The sequence below is a fragment of the Arthrobacter sp. RAF14 genome, from assembly GCF_052114185.1.
Taxonomy (GTDB): domain Bacteria; phylum Actinomycetota; class Actinomycetes; order Actinomycetales; family Micrococcaceae; genus Arthrobacter_E.
Map to the genome: position 1 here is coordinate 1,161,345 of NZ_JBFREG010000001.1, position 14,627 is coordinate 1,175,971.

14 protein-coding genes and 1 tRNA gene are annotated in these 14,627 nt (G+C 67.8%); 10 read left to right on the top strand and 5 right to left on the bottom strand.

Translation table 11 applies throughout. The annotated features are described in order from the left end of the window. The first annotated feature begins 13 nt into the window (after nucleotides 1-13). The 7 genes from AB4Y75_RS05470 to AB4Y75_RS05500 all read left to right on the top strand — a co-directional run bounded on the left by AB4Y75_RS05470 (nucleotide 14) and on the right by AB4Y75_RS05500 (nucleotide 5,299). The gene (locus tag AB4Y75_RS05470; protein ID WP_441434837.1) at nucleotides 14-1,318 is read left to right on the top strand and encodes a glutamate-5-semialdehyde dehydrogenase; all 1,305 of its coding nucleotides are present in this window, start codon (nucleotides 14-16) and stop codon (nucleotides 1,316-1,318) included. An 88-nt stretch (nucleotides 1,319-1,406) separates the two neighbouring features. After that, nucleotides 1,407-1,649 carry a hypothetical protein gene (locus tag AB4Y75_RS05475; RefSeq protein ID WP_441434838.1) on the top strand — a complete coding sequence of 81 codons (243 nt, stop codon included), beginning with the start codon at nucleotides 1,407-1,409 and terminating at the stop codon, nucleotides 1,647-1,649. 46 nt (nucleotides 1,650-1,695) lie between these two features. Next, complete coding sequence (gene nadD, locus AB4Y75_RS05480) at nucleotides 1,696-2,313, top strand: nicotinate-nucleotide adenylyltransferase (RefSeq protein WP_441434839.1); 618 nt, start codon at nucleotides 1,696-1,698, stop codon at nucleotides 2,311-2,313. 70 nt (nucleotides 2,314-2,383) lie between these two features. After that, a complete protein-coding gene (locus AB4Y75_RS05485; protein ID WP_441434840.1) occupies nucleotides 2,384-4,015 on the top strand; it encodes a hypothetical protein in 1,632 nt (543 codons plus the stop codon). A 68-nt stretch (nucleotides 4,016-4,083) separates the two neighbouring features. After that, nucleotides 4,084-4,485 carry a ribosome silencing factor gene (gene rsfS, locus AB4Y75_RS05490; RefSeq protein ID WP_441434841.1) on the top strand — a complete coding sequence of 134 codons (402 nt, stop codon included), beginning with the start codon at nucleotides 4,084-4,086 and terminating at the stop codon, nucleotides 4,483-4,485. 101 nt (nucleotides 4,486-4,586) lie between these two features. Next, nucleotides 4,587-4,659, top strand: a tRNA-Ala gene (locus tag AB4Y75_RS05495). 232 nt (nucleotides 4,660-4,891) lie between these two features. Then, complete coding sequence (locus AB4Y75_RS05500; RefSeq protein WP_441434842.1) at nucleotides 4,892-5,299, top strand: VOC family protein; 408 nt, start codon at nucleotides 4,892-4,894, stop codon at nucleotides 5,297-5,299. Nucleotides 5,300-5,320: 21 nt separating this feature from the next. On the opposite strand, the gene AB4Y75_RS05505 is transcribed toward AB4Y75_RS05500, so the two are convergent. Further along, nucleotides 5,321-6,133 (bottom strand): DUF6357 family protein, encoded by an 813-nt coding sequence (locus tag AB4Y75_RS05505; protein ID WP_441434843.1) that lies wholly within the window; start codon nucleotides 6,131-6,133, stop codon nucleotides 5,321-5,323. A 191-nt stretch (nucleotides 6,134-6,324) separates the two neighbouring features. Continuing rightward, nucleotides 6,325-7,296 carry an NAD-dependent epimerase/dehydratase family protein gene (locus tag AB4Y75_RS05510; protein WP_441434844.1) on the bottom strand — a complete coding sequence of 324 codons (972 nt, stop codon included), beginning with the start codon at nucleotides 7,294-7,296 and terminating at the stop codon, nucleotides 6,325-6,327. Nucleotides 7,297-7,345: 49 nt separating this feature from the next. Here AB4Y75_RS05510 and AB4Y75_RS05515 point away from each other — a divergent pair, with 49 nt between their 5' ends. Beyond that, on the top strand, nucleotides 7,346-7,945 hold the full coding sequence (locus tag AB4Y75_RS05515) for a ScbR family autoregulator-binding transcription factor (RefSeq protein ID WP_441434845.1): 600 nt from the start codon (nucleotides 7,346-7,348) through the stop codon (nucleotides 7,943-7,945). A 43-nt stretch (nucleotides 7,946-7,988) separates the two neighbouring features. Here AB4Y75_RS05515 and AB4Y75_RS05520 read toward each other — a convergent pair whose 3' ends face one another. Continuing rightward, on the bottom strand, nucleotides 7,989-8,828 hold the full coding sequence (locus tag AB4Y75_RS05520; RefSeq protein WP_441434846.1) for a ScbA/BarX family gamma-butyrolactone biosynthesis protein: 840 nt from the start codon (nucleotides 8,826-8,828) through the stop codon (nucleotides 7,989-7,991). Nucleotides 8,829-9,117: 289 nt separating this feature from the next. Next, nucleotides 9,118-10,509 carry an NAD-dependent succinate-semialdehyde dehydrogenase gene (locus tag AB4Y75_RS05525; RefSeq protein WP_441434847.1) on the bottom strand — a complete coding sequence of 464 codons (1,392 nt, stop codon included), beginning with the start codon at nucleotides 10,507-10,509 and terminating at the stop codon, nucleotides 9,118-9,120. A gap of 435 nt (nucleotides 10,510-10,944) precedes the next feature. On the opposite strand from AB4Y75_RS05525, the gene AB4Y75_RS05530 reads away from it, so the two are divergent. Together AB4Y75_RS05530 and AB4Y75_RS05535 are read left to right on the top strand one after the other, a co-directional pair. Further along, nucleotides 10,945-11,700: an SDR family NAD(P)-dependent oxidoreductase gene (locus tag AB4Y75_RS05530; RefSeq protein WP_441434848.1), complete on the top strand. Its 756-nt coding sequence runs from the start codon at nucleotides 10,945-10,947 to the stop codon at nucleotides 11,698-11,700. A gap of 90 nt (nucleotides 11,701-11,790) precedes the next feature. Next, complete coding sequence (locus AB4Y75_RS05535; RefSeq protein ID WP_441434849.1) at nucleotides 11,791-12,876, top strand: fatty acid desaturase family protein; 1,086 nt, start codon at nucleotides 11,791-11,793, stop codon at nucleotides 12,874-12,876. A gap of 64 nt (nucleotides 12,877-12,940) precedes the next feature. Here AB4Y75_RS05535 and AB4Y75_RS05540 read toward each other — a convergent pair whose 3' ends face one another. After that, entirely contained in the window at nucleotides 12,941-14,626 is a 1,686-nt protein-coding gene (locus AB4Y75_RS05540; protein WP_441434850.1) for a thiamine pyrophosphate-binding protein, read from the bottom strand. Nucleotide 14,627: the final 1 nt, after the last annotated feature.

A 14,627-nucleotide genomic window follows, 5' to 3' on the forward strand; every position in this document is an offset into this window, starting at 1 on the left:
CTAAACTTGAGGCATGACTGACACAGCTCTCTCCATCGGCCTCGACGACGCGCAGCTGCACGACGTCGAGGCCGCGGTCCACGCGATCGCCGACCGGGCACGCACCGCGTCCCGCCGGATCGCCCGTGCCACCCGTGCGCGGAAGGACGAAGCCCTGCGAGCCATCGCCGCAGCGCTTCTGGAACACGAGCCACGCATCCTCGCCGCGAACGCACAGGACGTGGAGCGCGGCCGCGGCAATGGCACCTCGAAGGCCATGCTGGACCGTTTGAGCCTCACCCCGGCACGGATCCAGGGCCTCGCCGACGCGCTGGAGAATCTCGCGTCGCAGCCCGACCCCGTGGGTACCGTGGTCCGCGGCCAGACCCTGCCCAACGGCTTGCGGCTCCGCCAGGTCAACGTGCCCATGGGTGTGGTGGCGGCCATCTACGAGGCCCGCCCCAATGTGACCGTGGACATCGCCGGTCTCGCGCTGAAGTCGGGCAATGCCGTCATCCTGCGTGGTGGTTCCGCTGCTGCGGGCACCAACGAGGCGCTCGTGGAGGTCCTCCGTGACGCGCTGGATTCGGTCGGCCTGCCCGCCGACGCCATCCAGACCATCGACGCCTACGGCCGTGGGGGTGCGAACGTGCTCATGCGGGCGCGTGGGCGTGTGGACGTGCTCATTCCGCGCGGTGGCCGCGAACTCATCCAGACCGTGGTGCAGAACTCCGCCGTTCCCGTGATCGAGACGGGGGAGGGGAACGTGCACATCTTCATCGACGAATCCGCCTCCGAGGACATGGCGGTGGAGATCCTCCTGAACGCCAAGACCCAGCGTCCGAGCGTGTGCAACACCGTGGAGACGCTTCTGGTGCACTCCCGTTCGTCGGTGCTTCCCGCGGTGGCCCGTGCCCTGCGCGACGCCGGGGTGCGGCTGCACGTGGACGGCCGGGTGGCCGCGCTGCTGCCCCCGGGTGAGGATGTCTCCCTCGCCACGGATGAGGACTGGGCCACCGAGTACATGGATCTGGACCTGGCGGTCGCCCTGGTGGACACCCTGGACGAGGCGCTGGATCACATCCGGACCTGGAGCACGGGGCACACCGAGGCGATCCTGACCAACGACCTCCGCAATGCGGAGAGGTTCATCGCGGAGATCGATTCCGCCGCGGTGATCGTGAACGCCTCCACCCGTTTCACGGATGGCGGCGAGTTCGGTCTGGGAGCCGAGGTGGGCATCTCCACCCAGAAGCTCCACGCGCGTGGACCGATGGGCCTGGGGGAGCTGACCACCACCAAGTGGATCGTCCAGGGCGAAGGCCAGACCCGCGCCTGAGTGCGGGTAGGATTGAACAACGTCACGGCGGCAGCGTCGCTGGTCGCCCCCGGAGTGATCCGGGAAGAAGCACTGTGAAGGGAACACCATGTTGGCTCAGCTGGCCACCACTGTAATCCAGGCAGCCGCCGAAGGCGGCCACGAAGAGCTCGCTCCTCTGATCGCCCCGCCGTTCGTGGTGGGTGGCGTCATGATGGCGATCCTGCTGACCCTCCTGTTCATCACGGTGTCCTACAGCAACCTGGGCAACCGTCACGAAGCCGTCGAGGAGCACGCGGATCCGCACCGCCAGCACCCCAACAAGCACGATCACAGCCACCAGGGACACTGACATTCCCAGCGGCACTCAGGAGCCGCGCCGTCACCGCCTCGGGGTGATGGGTGGCACCTTTGATCCGATCCACCATGGGCACTTGGTGGCCGCCAGTGAGGTGGCCGCCAAGTTCCATTTGGACGAAGTGGTCTTCGTCCCCACCGGTGAGCCCTGGCAGAAAGCCAAGAAGAAGGTCAGTCCGGCCGAGCATCGTTACCTCATGACGGTGATCGCCACGGCCTCCAACCCGCGCTTCACCGTCAGTCGCGTCGACATCGATCGTGCAGGACCCACCTACACGATCGACACCCTCCGCGACCTTCATGAGCTGCGGCCGGGTTCCGATCTGTTCTTCATCACCGGCGCGGACGCGATGGCACAGATCGTCTCCTGGAAGGACGCCGAGGAGCTCTGGAAACTGGCGCACTTCGTGGGCGTCACGCGGCCCGGACACGAACTCCATGATCTGGGGCGCGAGGACGTCAGTCTCCTGGAGGTCCCGGCGATGGCGATCTCGTCCACGGATTGCCGGGCCCGCGTGGCCGACGGAAATCCGGTGTGGTACCTCGTGCCGGACGGCGTTGTGCAGTACATTGCCAAGTACGGCCTCTATGAACGTGACGCGATGTCCGAGCCGGGGAACCCCGGCGTGCTGCCGTCCGTTCCTTCACGGGGACACTAGAAACTTGAACGGCGGGGTGGGCCTTTCGCGGTCTCCCCGCACCATTTGAACGGAACTGGATGATTAACTGATGAGTCAGGAAGAGCAGCCTTTCCGCACAAGACGTGAACTGCGTGAGGCGCGCGAACGGGCAACGGTGCAGGGCGCCGCTGCGGATTCGCCGACTCCTGATGCTCAGCAGCGCGAGGCCGGAGACGCGAGCCCCGAGGTGCCGCTGACCGGCGGATCGCAGGTTCCGCCGGTCAGCGAGGAAGCTCAGGCCCCCTCGCCGAACGGCCAGACCGCCCCCGCGACCGGCCGGACACGGCGCGTGGCCGAGGCTCCGGTCGACGCGGAACCGGTCCGCGCCGAACGCAGCTCCCAGCTGCGAGCCCGCGACCGGGCGGCGCTCCGCGCCATCAAGGAACTGGCGGAAAAGGAAGAGCAGCTCAGCGGCGGCACCCCCACCCGTCGGCAGCGTCGGCTGCAGGAGCTGGCTCTCGAGACCAGGCAGCGTCCCGTGGTGCCGCTGCCCGGCCAGGACGGAGCCGGCCAGAACGAGCCCGGTCAGCATGAGCCCGGCCCGCAGGACGAGCCGTCCGACGGGCGCGACCGCCCGGGCATGGGCGTCAGTTTCGGCCCGGTTCCCGGCACCGCTCCGGTGCGGGTGGTCTCCAAGAGCGCGGGGGAGCCGCTTCCCGACGACATGAGCCTGGAGGAAGCCCTCGCCGAGCGCGAGCGTTTCACGGCCCAGGCGCAGGAGTACTTCGCGAAGCTCGCCGAGAATCCCGGAGCCGACGCCGGCGCGGTCGATCAGGATGTCCTGGCTGAGCAGATAGCCATGGCGGAACGCGCCGCGATCCTCAATCAGCGCGCGCAACGCAAGGAACAGCTGGCCCGTGAGGCGGAGAACGCGAAGGCCGCTCCGAAGGAGTCCTTCGCGCCGGCCACGGCCCACAATCTCGGAGCGGTGTCACGCGAAGAGGCGGTGGAGGTCCCGGGCGTGGCGCACCCCGTCATCAAGGCCCCGACGACTCAGGTCCAGATCCCGGTTCCTCAGCGGCTGCCGCAGAAGCCGGCAGCGGCCCCCAGCTCGCCGGAAGCCGGTCAAGAGCCTGCTCCCGAGACCGTTCAGGTGCGGCGCGTCCCCGTGGCCGGGCAGGGTTCTGCTGAGGCTGAGGCTGAGGCTGAGGCTGAGGCCGAGACAGCGGGCACGGCGACGGACCGCCCGGAGGCCGTGCCGTCCGGCCCCGTGAACTACGGGAAGAAGAGCGGCAAGGGACGGAAGCCCGGCCGTCGTGCCCAGCTGCTGGCCCAGGCGGAGGCCCTCGCAAACGCGGGCGACGCAGGCGACGAGCCGGCCGGCGCCGTCGTGCCCGTCCCCGGAGCCGTGGCCGCGCAGACGCAGAATCTTGGCCAGGTGTTCACCCCGACGGTCCCCGTGGCCGCACCGGTGACGGTGGCAGAACCTGGACAGCGCGACGTCGTGTCGCAGGCCCCTCCCGCGCCGGCGGCGCCGCCGAGGAACGCCCCGGGCGCTGTGGCCGCGGAGTCTCTGCCGGTCGCCGCGCGGGACGCCCACGGCCTGGAGCCGCTGGACGTCGGCACGGCGGGGGTGCATCTGGCGACCCGTCTGCGCCTCCTGTACTGGGGCGTGCTCGTTCTGGGTGGTGTGGCGCTGGTGGTCGGTGTGATCCTGGCCATCTCCGCGGGAGGCCGCTGAATGCAGGGACTAGAATTGAACGATGCTGGCATCCGTCCAGCGGCAACTGTGTGTGACAAAGGAGACCTGTGAGCGCTAGCTCTTCCGCGATTGAAACGGCCCGACTGATCGGCAAGGCAGCTGATGACAAGCAGGCCGAGGAGATCCTGGCTCTGGACGTCAGTGAGCGCATGCCGTTCTCCGACATCTTCGTCATCGCCTCCGCCGCCTCGGAGCGCCAGGTCAAGTCCATCGCTGACGAGATCGAGGAGCAGCTGATCGCCAGCGGCCGCAAGATCATGCGTCAGGAAGGCCGCGCTGCAGGCCGATGGATCCTCTTGGACTTCTCCGATGTGATCGTGCACATCCAGCACGGCGAGGAGCGGGTCTTCTACGCGCTGGAGCGCCTGTGGCAGGACTGCCCGGTGGTGGACCTCGGTCTCCCGGAGCACTCGGCCGCGACGTCCGACGAGGATGAAGCCAGCGCCTGAGTGCGGCTTGGATTTGCTGCTCATCCGGCGGATGGTCTACACTGGATGAGTTGCCTCGGCCGCGAAAGCACGCTGGATCGGCGGGGTGAACAAGTGAATATGGGGGTATGGCGCAGTTGGTAGCGCGTCTGCATGGCATGCAGAAGGTCAGGGGTTCGAATCCCCTTACCTCCACAGATGAAGGGCCGGTCGAGAGACCGGCCCTTCGGCGTTTCCTGAGTCGCTGCCGCGTCACGTAGCGCTGGAGGTGCGATCCTTCCTGGCCGGAAAGACGGTGTGGGAGGCGAAGAAGGCCACGGTCAGCCACCCTGCGAGCATCAGCCAGCCGTCGGGCACTTGCTCGGCATAGTACTCGCCGTCCACGAGGGGTCTTGCGCCGCGAGACCTCGGGGCGAAGACTGAAGGCATGATCGGACGCCTGAGCGGAATAGTCATCGACTGCCCTGACCCCCGTGCCCTCGCCCCCTTCTACGAGAAGCTTCTGGGAGCGCCGCGGACCTACGAGGACGACGAATGGGTCTCGCTGGACCTTGGCCCCGGCCTCCCGTCCTTGGACCTGCAGCGCACGGAGAAGTTCCATACGCCCGACTGGACGACGGGAGACCCGGCGCAGCAGCTGCACCTGGATGTCCGCGTCGACGACTTCGAGGAAGGGGAAGCGGCCGTCCTGGCGGCTGGCGCGACCCTTCTGGAAGGGTCGGAGGAGCATCCGGGTTTCCGGGTCTATGCGGACCCTGTGGGACACCCCTTCTGCCTGGTGCGCCCGCGCAGTGAAGAGCAAAGCGAAGAGCAGGACGTGCCGGCGGAATCCTGACTCCGGCTCAGCCCGTCAGCCTCAGCGGTTGCCCTCGAGCTCGGCCTCGGCATCCGCGAGATCATGGGCTTCGCTGCACACCAGAAAACCCACGGTGCTCACGGCATCGTCCACGAGTTCCGGATAGGCGGACCGCACCGCACTCTCCGCGACAGCGCTCATGCTCTTCCAGTCGCGGCTGACCTCATCGCCCCACCCTGACGGCATGGGCATTCCGGCCGTCGCGCGCTCCGCGACGGCGACGACTTCCAGCACCTGGGGGAGCAGGCCGGGGTCGACGGCGGCGGAATGGCGCTCCGGTGACCTCCCGCCGTGCGCATAGCGTCCGGTGTACCGGAGGAGCGCCGCGTCGAGCGGACCGAGATGGACACCGCGTTCGGCCCGCCGTCGATCGGCGTCGTACTCCCAGAGGCGGTTCCAATCGGAGTACTGCGTGGCCGGAAGGACGGCGTCCATGACTTTGCCGCGCTCGAGCAGAGGAATGTCGGCCCCCTGGGCCACCAGCTGCCGCTTGTCCCACGGAACGCGGCGGAACAGGGCGTCGATGTCCCGGGGTGATCCGAAGAGGATGGGGTCCAGCAGTGCTGTGGCCGCACGCGCGTTGAGCGGGCCGTTGATCCCGGCGTCATAGGTGAGCGGCAGGAACGCGCTCCAGAGGAGCAGATGGCGCGCCAGATCGCGCTCGATGACGTCCAGCTGAGCTTCAGAGAGGGGGATGCTGAATTCGCGCGGATCGTGGTTGGCGTCGGCGCCGCCCACGATGCGAAGCCTGAGCTCTCCGTTGTCGCGGAAGGCGGTGGGCATCCACGGATCCCTGCTGAAGACGACGGTCATGGAGTTCCTCGGATGGCGCAGCAGACGGACGGTTAAAGCAAGAGGTGCGGCCAATGACCGCACCTCCCCCCAATCCAGCTTCGCTGACAGATCAACCGAGCTCGGTTGGTGGTATCAACACTACTCAGTGTAAGGCCACACTGTGGAGTAAACAAACCGTTCAGCCGGTTTTGCACAATATGATCGCATTGTTATATCCCGGTGATCTTTTCGAGATACCAGGCCCACTCCGCGGGGCTCGGAAGGGAACCGGAATCGAATTTCCGCCCCACCGCATCCCGCAGTGCAGCCCCCGAATACCAGTGGTCCTGGGTGACCAGATCCGTCTGATGGCCGGTGAATCCGGCGGCCTGGAAGCGGTCGCGGGCCTCGGTGCCCGGCCCGAATCCGGGGACGGGAATCCCGAGTTGCCGGGCGGTCTCCCGGAGAAGTTCCGAGACCGGCACGGGACGGGGCCCGACGGCGTGAAATGCGGTTCCCTGATGGCCGGAGGAGAGCGCCACGCGCGCAATCATCTCTCCGAGAGTCTCGACGCCGATGATCGAGAGTGCGGCCGGTTCCTCCCCGGGCCAGGTGCCGATCCGCATCATCCGGGCCAGACCTGGAATGAACCATCGATCTCCTCTGCCGAAGACCAGATTCGGCCTGATCACCGTTCCGCCCGCCTCCAGGACCATCCGGTCCGCCTCAGCGCGGGCCGCGCTGACCGCCGACCGCGGGGCGTAGACCCCGTCCCGTTCCACGAGCGCGCGATGGGGCCCGCTGCCGTACACGCTCGTGGTGCTGAGATAGACGACCCGGCCCACCCCTTGCCGTTCGCAGGCCGCCAGAAGGTCCGCCGTCCCCTGGCGATTGACGGCGTCGGCGATCTGCGGATCCGGCCCGACGTAGGAGGCGGCATGGACCACGACGTCCATGCCCTCCACCGCGGCGGCCAGGCTGGAGGGGTCTCGGAGGTCGCCGGGGACGGTGATACCGTGTGGGGCGGGAGGATGTCCTGCCGGATTCCGTGACAGCACGGTGAGCAGTGTTTCCCCGGTGTCCAGAAGCGAAGCCGCGATCCGGCTCCCGATGAAGCCCGTGGAACCCAGGAGCAGGACTTTCACCTGGTGGCCTCCCGTGCGGTGTGCCGTCTTGCCCGTCCCGGTGGTTGGGTCTTTCATAGAGACTAGTATTCCTTCCTGGCCGCCCGAAGAAAGGTCCTCCTCCGCAATGCAACAGCGGGCCATCGAAACCCGGAGTTCCGTGATTGAAGGTGCTTCGACGGTATTTGAACGCGCCGGATACGGCAACGCCAGCCTGAGTGAGATCGCCATCCAGTCGGAGGTCACCAAAGGGGCGCTGTATTTCCATTTCAAGTCCAAGGAGGAGATCGCCCTCGCGGTGATCGAAGCCCAGCACTCCAGGTCCCGCATCGCGGGGGAGAAGGTGTCCTCCAAGGGCGATCAAGGGCTTCCGACGATGATGGAACTCTGCCGGGTGTTCGGGCAGCAAATGCTCGACGACGTCGTGGTGCGGGCCGGCATCCGGCTCACCTTCGAGGCCTCCGCCTTCGACGCGGATGTCGCCGGACCCTACCAGGACTGGATCGACACCATGACTTACCTGGCCGCGCAGGCGCAGGAGGAAGGCGACGTCCGCCGGGATGTGAACGCCGCGGACTTCGCCCGGTTGCTGGTGGCTTCCTTCACGGGGGTGCAGATGGTGTCCAATGTCCTGACCGGACGGGGGGACCTCCTGGAGCGGATCCGGCAGATGTGGGCATTCATGCTTCCGGCGGTCGCCACGGATCCGGAACGCTGGACCCCCTGACGCGTGACACGGTGTGGGGCGACGTGGACCGGGGTGACCCAGGTCAGGCGTAGCGGCCCTTCAGTGACATCAGCAGGGTCTCCCCGTCGTTGATCTCCACGCCGGCCGTGCCGCCCTCCAGCTGACGGACGTTCACCGTCGCCTGATGCCAGAGTTCCACGATGCGGGTGAATTCCGCGGAGAAGCTCTTCAGATCCGATTCCGGCAGCCCTGAAGCCGCCCGGACGGCCTGTCGGCAGGCCTCCACCAGGAGCATTCCGGGGATGTGGTCGAGCGGATGGTCGAAGAACACGGGGTGCGCGATGTCCACCACCAAAGGCCACCTCGAGGGTGCGGAGGATGCGCCAAGAAGCACATGCCGGCTGTCCGTGTGGCCCACCTGCGCAGCATCGAGGGGCCGGATGGGCCGTGGCCCGGGAGGCATCGGTGAAGTCTGCGTCCTGAACCGCTGATAGGTCCGGCCATCCAGAATCCGCGCCGAAGCCGATCCTCTGCCGATGCCGACGTTGCCGGACTGGAAACGTGCCGAGACGTCGAGCGAGGTGAAGACGCCCGCCCGTGACTGCGAACGGACCACCTCCAGCCCTACCGTCACTTCGGTGGGGCGCTGGGGATCGCGCTCGAACGGTGTGACGGTCAGCGCCATCCCCGGCATGAGGAACTTGTGATCCAGGGGCACGCCACTGCTGTGCGCGAGCAGGATGACCGACTGCCGCAGCGTCTCGGCCAGCAGGGCGGAGTCCGTGCGGCCGCCGGGGCCACGATAGAAGACGTGCCAGCGGGGCCATTGTGCGCCCACGACGAAGTGATTCTCGTCCAGCCGCTGGATCTCCGTCAGCAGGACCTCGGACACTGAGGCCTTGTGGACGAGTTCCCGTGACACGGTGGCAGAGAAGCCAAGATGCCGGTCCCCAGTGTCGTCCTGAAGGCCGGCCGTTCCCATCGGTCTCCCCGTCGTGGAATAAGCCGCCATGATGCGCCCCCTCGTGGCTCGATGGTACAACTCCGCGGCCCCCTGCGGGGAGGGGCCGTCTTTCCTGTGACGGGGTGCGACGGCGGCCGGCCCGGTGGGCGGAATCGCCGGCGGCCGCGTGGACCTGGGCCACCTGAAACGATCAGGGGCGGTGCTCCGGAGGACCGGCGCACCGCCCCTGATCCGGGACTGAGAGTGATCAGTTGGCCACGAAGTAGAGGCGCTTGTTCACGAACTCGTCCATACCCAGCGGACCCAGCTCACGGCCGAAACCGGAGCGCTTGACGCCACCGAACGGGAGCTCGGCGCCCTCGCCGGCCGGGGTGTTGACGTTGGCCATGCCCACCTGGAGCTTGTCCGCGATCTGGCGGGCGCGATCCTCATCCTTGGCGAACACGGCGCCGCCGAGACCGAACGGGGTGTTGTTGGCCAGCTCCAGGGCTTCCTCGTCGGACGTGACCTTGTAGACCACGGCCACCGGGCCGAACAGCTCCTCCTGGAACGCGCGCATGTCCGGAGTGACTCCGGTCAGGACGGCGGGGGAGTAGTACGCGCTCTCGCCCTCTGCGAGAACACCGCCGGCGTGCAGGGTGGCGCCCTTGGCGACGGCATCCTGCACCTGGGCATCGAGATCCTCGGCCGCACGGCGGGAGGACATGGGGCCGTAGGAGTTGTCACCCGGCTCCAGCGGGTCGGCAGGCTTGACGGCCTTGGCCAGCTCGGTCAGCTCGGTGACGAAGTCATCGAAGATGTCCTCCATGACGATCATGCGCTTGTTGGAGTTGCACGCCTGGCCCGTGTTGTAGATGCGGGTGCCCCAGGCGGTGGCGGCTGCTTCCTTGATGTCATCGGAATCCAGGATCACGTACGGATCGGAACCGCCGAGCTCCAGCACGGCCTTCTTCAGGGCCTTGCCGGCCTGGGCGCCGATGATGGCGCCGGCGCGCTCGGAGCCGGTCAGGGAGACACCCTGGATGCGGGGATCCTCGATGATCGTGGAGATCTGATCGTGCGTGGCGAACACGTTGACGTACGCGCCTTCGGGCACGCCCGCGTCACGGAAGATCTGTTCGATGGCCAGTGCGGACCGCGGGCAGGATTCGGCGTGCTTCAGCAGCACGGTGTTGCCGAGCACCAGGTTGGGGCCTGCGAAGCGCGCCACCTGGTAGTACGGGAAGTTCCACGGCATGATGCCGAGCAGCGGGCCGATGGGAAGGCGCTGGATGACTGCCTTGCCGTCGGCGAGGGTGGGGACCTCCTGGTCGGCGACGAATGCGGGACCGTGTTCGGCGTAGTAGCCGACGATCGCGCTGGAGAACTCGGCCTCTTCGACACCCTCGTGGAACGGCTTGCCCATCTCCGTGGCGGCGATGCGGGCGAGCTCCTCCTTGCGCTCCTCGAACAGTTCGGCGGCACGCTGCACGACGGCGGCGCGCTCCTCGATGGTCCGCGATCCCCAGTCCTCGTAGGCGGTCTGGGCCTTGGTCAGGGCATCCTGCACCTCAGCATCGGTGGAGAAGGGGAACTCCTCCACGACCTCGCCGGTTGCAGGGTTGGTGACCCGGTAGCCCTGTTTAGTGGTCGTCGCCATTGAACGTGTCCTTTTCGCTTCAGCTACGAGGCCCGGTGGAGACCGGACCTAATTTTCTACACGCATTCATTTTCCACCGGCAGGGGGTGGTTCGGCTAGTCCCCGCCGGCATTTCGGACGCCGTGCCCCATGAGCCTATCCCCGCGGACCCTCTGAATGCGAAGGGTTGCGCGGGTGCCGGAGCCGACTCCCACGAGAGATCTGTGACTCCGGCCACAAGGCCTGGTAGGTAAATACTATAGTTCCAGATGATTTATTCCCAAGGACCCGCTTCACGAAGTGGGCCGCCGGTTCCTCTGGCACGGGCACGGGACAGTTGCTAGCCTGCCAAGTGTCCTGTGAGGGCGCTCACGAAGCCGCCCCACATCAGTCTGGGACCTCCGGCACGGCACGACCCGCCCGAGGCTCCCACGTCCACGTCAAGGAGCCGGGTCCATGGAACTGACCGCCACAGCAGCCCTCGTCACCGGAGGGGCCTCGGGCCTCGGAGCGGCCACGGCGTCCGCCCTCGTGCAGCAAGGGGCCCGGGTGTTCGCCTTGGACCTTCCGCAGCAACTGGAACAGGCCGCGGCGCCGGACGGGGTCACGTTCATCCCTGCCGACGTCACCGACGCAGCTCAGGTGCGGGCCGCCGTCGAGCAGGCCTCCGCCGGGTTGCCGCTGCGCACCGTGGTCAATTGCGCGGGGATCGCCCCGAGCTGCAGGATCCTCGGCCGCGGCGGTGTCCACGACCCCCAGCTGTTCGCCACGGTGCTCAACGTGAACCTCCTCGGGACGTTCACCGTCCTCGCCTACGCCTCCGAGGCCATCGCGGCGACGGAGCCCGATGAGGACGGGCAGCGCGGGGTGATCATCAACACCGCGTCCGTGGCCGCATACGAAGGTCAGATCGGGCAGGTGGCGTACTCGGCGTCGAAGGCCGGCGTCGTCGGCATGACGCTTCCCGCCGCACGCGACCTGGCGCGTCACGGAATCCGCGTCTGCACCATCGCACCCGGCATCGTGGACACGCCCATGCTCGCCACCGTGAGCGAAGAGTACCGCGCCGGGCTGGCCGCGAGCGTCCCCTTCCCGCAGCGGCTGTGCCGCCCCGAGGAATACGCCCGTCTGGTGACCATGATCGTGGAGCACGACTACCTCAACGGCGAGACCATCCGCATGGACGGCGCCCTGCGCATGCCTCCGCAGTGATTCTTGGTATACCAGCGTAGACTGGAGGAGAGGGAATGGTGCCCCGCAAGAGAGGGTCGCGCCGAGCCTCCCAGCTATTGGCGGCAACAAATGAAGAATGACCTCGCCCAACGACCCGTGCGGTCCAACCCCGTGGTCGGTAGTTTCGTAGAACTGCAGGGACAGGTGAAAGGGGCCGGTCTTCTGGTCCGTCGCCGCGGCTACTACCTCACCGTTTTCTCGATCCTCGTCCTGGCCTACGCCTCGGCCTGGGCCGGATTCGGGCTCCTGGGTCACAGCGGTTTCCAGCTCCTGCTGGCCGTGGGCCTGGGCATCCTGATGACACAGTTCGGTTTCCTGGCCCACGAGGCCGCGCACCGCCAGGTGTTCGCCTCCTGGGGCGCCAACGACTGGTTCGCCCGGCTGGTGGCCACCGGCCTCTCCGGGATCAGCTACGCCATGTGGCAGCAGAAACACACCAGGCACCACGCCAACCCCAACATGATCGGCAAGGATCCTGACATCCGGCCGGGCGTCGTCGTGTTCTACGACGAGGCTGCGGCCAAGCGTCCCGCGTTCCTGCACTTCATCGCCAAGCGGCAAGGGTACTTCCTCTTCTTCCTGCTGCCCTTCCTGGGCTTCAGCCTGCAAGTGGACTCCTATAAGCATCTGCTGAGCAAGGGACGGGTGGATCGGCGAGCGCTGGAACTGGCCATCCTCACCACCCGCATCTGCGTGGTGCCGGTGCTGGCCTTCATCTTCCTGCCGCCCGCACTGGCGATCGGCTTCGTCCTGATCCAGCAGGGTGTTTTCGGCTTCTACATGGGAGCCACCTTCGCCCCCAACCACAAGGGCATGAAGGTGTTCGCCGAGAACGACCGGGTGGACTTCCTCACCCGTCAGGTCCGTTCCTCCCGCAACATCTCCGGCGGCTGGGCGATGGACGTCCTCATGGGCGGCCTGAACTACCAGATCGAGCACCACCTGTTCCCGAGCATGCCCCGTCCGGCGCTTCGCCGGGCCGCCGCGATGGTCCGGAGGACCTGCGCGGAGCAGGGCATCCCCTACACCAGCACGTCCTTGATGACGTCCTACGGGATCGTCATGCGGTATCTCAACGCGGTCGGCTACGGCCGGGGCTCCGCTTTCGAATGCCCCTTGGCGGAGAACCTGCGCCAGCCTCTCGCCCGGGTCTGAGAAGCCCTGGCACGGAGATCACCCTGGCGGGCCGCAGGAGAAGAAGCGGCCCGCCAGGGTTTTCTCATGCCGAAGCCGCGCGGAAGATGTCCAGTGGCACGTGAACCAGCTGGACTCCGCCGGCTGCGAGAGCCTGCTCGACGGCGGCACGCACCTCGCCGGGGGCGCTGACCGAAACGCCGTGCCCGCCGAAAGCCGTGGCGAGGGCCGCCCAATTCGGCTGGCGCAGCTCGACGCCCACCGGAGCGATGCCGCGGTCCGCCTCGTTCTGCTTGATCTCCGCGTACCCGCCGTTGTCCACGCAGACCACCACGAGATCCAGGCCCTGCTCCACCGCCGTGGCCAGCTCCTGCACCGCGAACATCAGGGCGCCGTCGCCGACCACGGCCACCACGGGACGCTCCGGGGCGGCGACCTTGGCTCCGATGGCGGCCGGGAGACCGTAGCCGAGTGTGGCGTACGCCGGGGTGTACAGGAAGGAATGGGGTTCGTCTTGCGGGATGAAGGTGGAGGTGCCGAAATAGGTGATCTGCGAGGAGTCCCCGGCGATGATGGTGTCCTCGGGGACCGCCGCCTGGATCTCGCAGGCCAGGGCGGCCAGGTCCGGCGCCATGGCCCGGCCCGCTTCCTTGAGCTCGGCCCGCAGGCCGGACAGCCGGTCGTTCAGGCCGGTGCCACGCGATTCGCCGCCGGCGACTTCCATGTCCGATGGCGCCGTCCGCACGGCGGCGAGCAGCTGCGGAAGGACCGCCGCACTGTGGCCCACCAGGCGCACGTCGGCACGCAGATTCGTGTCCATCTGACGTTCCAGGATGTCCACCCGGATGACCGTTCCCCGGGGCGCGACCTCGCCGCCCCAGAGTTCCGCCTCGCCCACCTTGGACCCCACGACGAGCAGGACATCGGCCTCGTTGCAGAGCTCCTGCGCGGCGGGCAGCCGGATGTCCGACCCCAGGGACAGCGGGTGGGACTCGGGAAGCGCTCCCTTTCCGTTCAGCGTGGTGACCACGGGTGCCGGCAGGGTTTCGGCCAAGGCGCGCAGAGCGCCACGGCCCGGCAGCGAGCCTCCGCCGGCTAGGATGACCGGCCGGACGGCGGCGGCGAGCAGCCGCGCGGCGGTGGCCACGGCGTCGTCGTCCGCGGGGGTGGGGGCCGGCGCCGGGCGGGCGGCGAGCAGCCGGCCGTTCAGAGCCGCAGGGCCCTCCAGGACATCCAGCGGGACTTCCAGATGGACGGGGCGCGGGCGGGTGCCACGGAACAGCTGGAAGGCGCGGTGGATCGCCTCCACGGCCTCCTCCGCCGAGGTGGCGCGGAGACTCCACTCCACGATCGCCCCGGCGGCGGCCGTCGAGTCCTTGGTCTCGTGGAGCGCGCCGCGGTCCGCGAACTCGTCACCCAGCGCGGGGCCGGGCGAGAGCAGGAGGAGCGGGCGGGACTCGCAATAGGCGGTGCCGGCCGCGGAGAGGGCATTGAGCAGGCCCGGGCCGGAGGTGGTGATGACGACGCCCGGCAGACCCGTCTGCTGGGCCCAGCCGTCTGCGGCGTACCCGGCGCCCTGTTCGTGGCGGCTCGTCACGGGATGGATCCCCAGCGGGGCGAGATGCCGGTAGAACTCGAGATTGTGCGTTCCGGGGATGCCGAAGATGGTGTCCACGCCGTAATTGCTCAGCGTGGTCATGATTGCGAGTCCGGTGTTCGCGTGGGCTCCGGTCTCTACCGGCTGCTGCTCGGGGGAGGTGATGGTGTTCATG